Source organism: Pseudomonas sp. SIMBA_068 (genome assembly GCF_046534705.1).
In the GTDB taxonomy this organism is placed as follows: domain Bacteria; phylum Pseudomonadota; class Gammaproteobacteria; order Pseudomonadales; family Pseudomonadaceae; genus Aquipseudomonas; species Aquipseudomonas putida.
On sequence record NZ_JAWRYI010000568.1, the window covers coordinates 1 to 270 of the forward strand.

The following is a 270-nucleotide window of genomic DNA, read 5'->3' on the forward strand; positions in this document are numbered from 1 at the left end:
GGTCTCAGGCTGCATTGTTAACTGCCCCTGACTTCACTCAGCGTTTCCAGCGTGCCGGAATGCCACACCTGCACATCGTTACGTCCGGCGCGCTTGACCTGATACAGCGCCTCATCGGCGCATCTCAGCCATTCATGAATTGTCGCCGCATCGCATGCCGGTGCAATCCCGATACTCACCGAGCACTGAAAGGTGGATGAAGCCGGCAGCCGCAGCAGGGCAATCCCCTGTCTGATCTGCTCTGCCAGCAACATGATGCTGGTTTCATCC

General features: G+C 58.1%; 1 protein-coding gene. It reads right to left on the minus strand.

Going from position 1 to position 270, the window contains the following annotated elements; translation table 11 throughout:
• Window positions 1-17: 17 nt before the first annotated feature.
• Window positions 18-270 (minus strand): diguanylate cyclase (locus tag SB756_RS30445; RefSeq protein WP_410913289.1); only part of this gene is annotated, 253 nt, incomplete at its 5' end.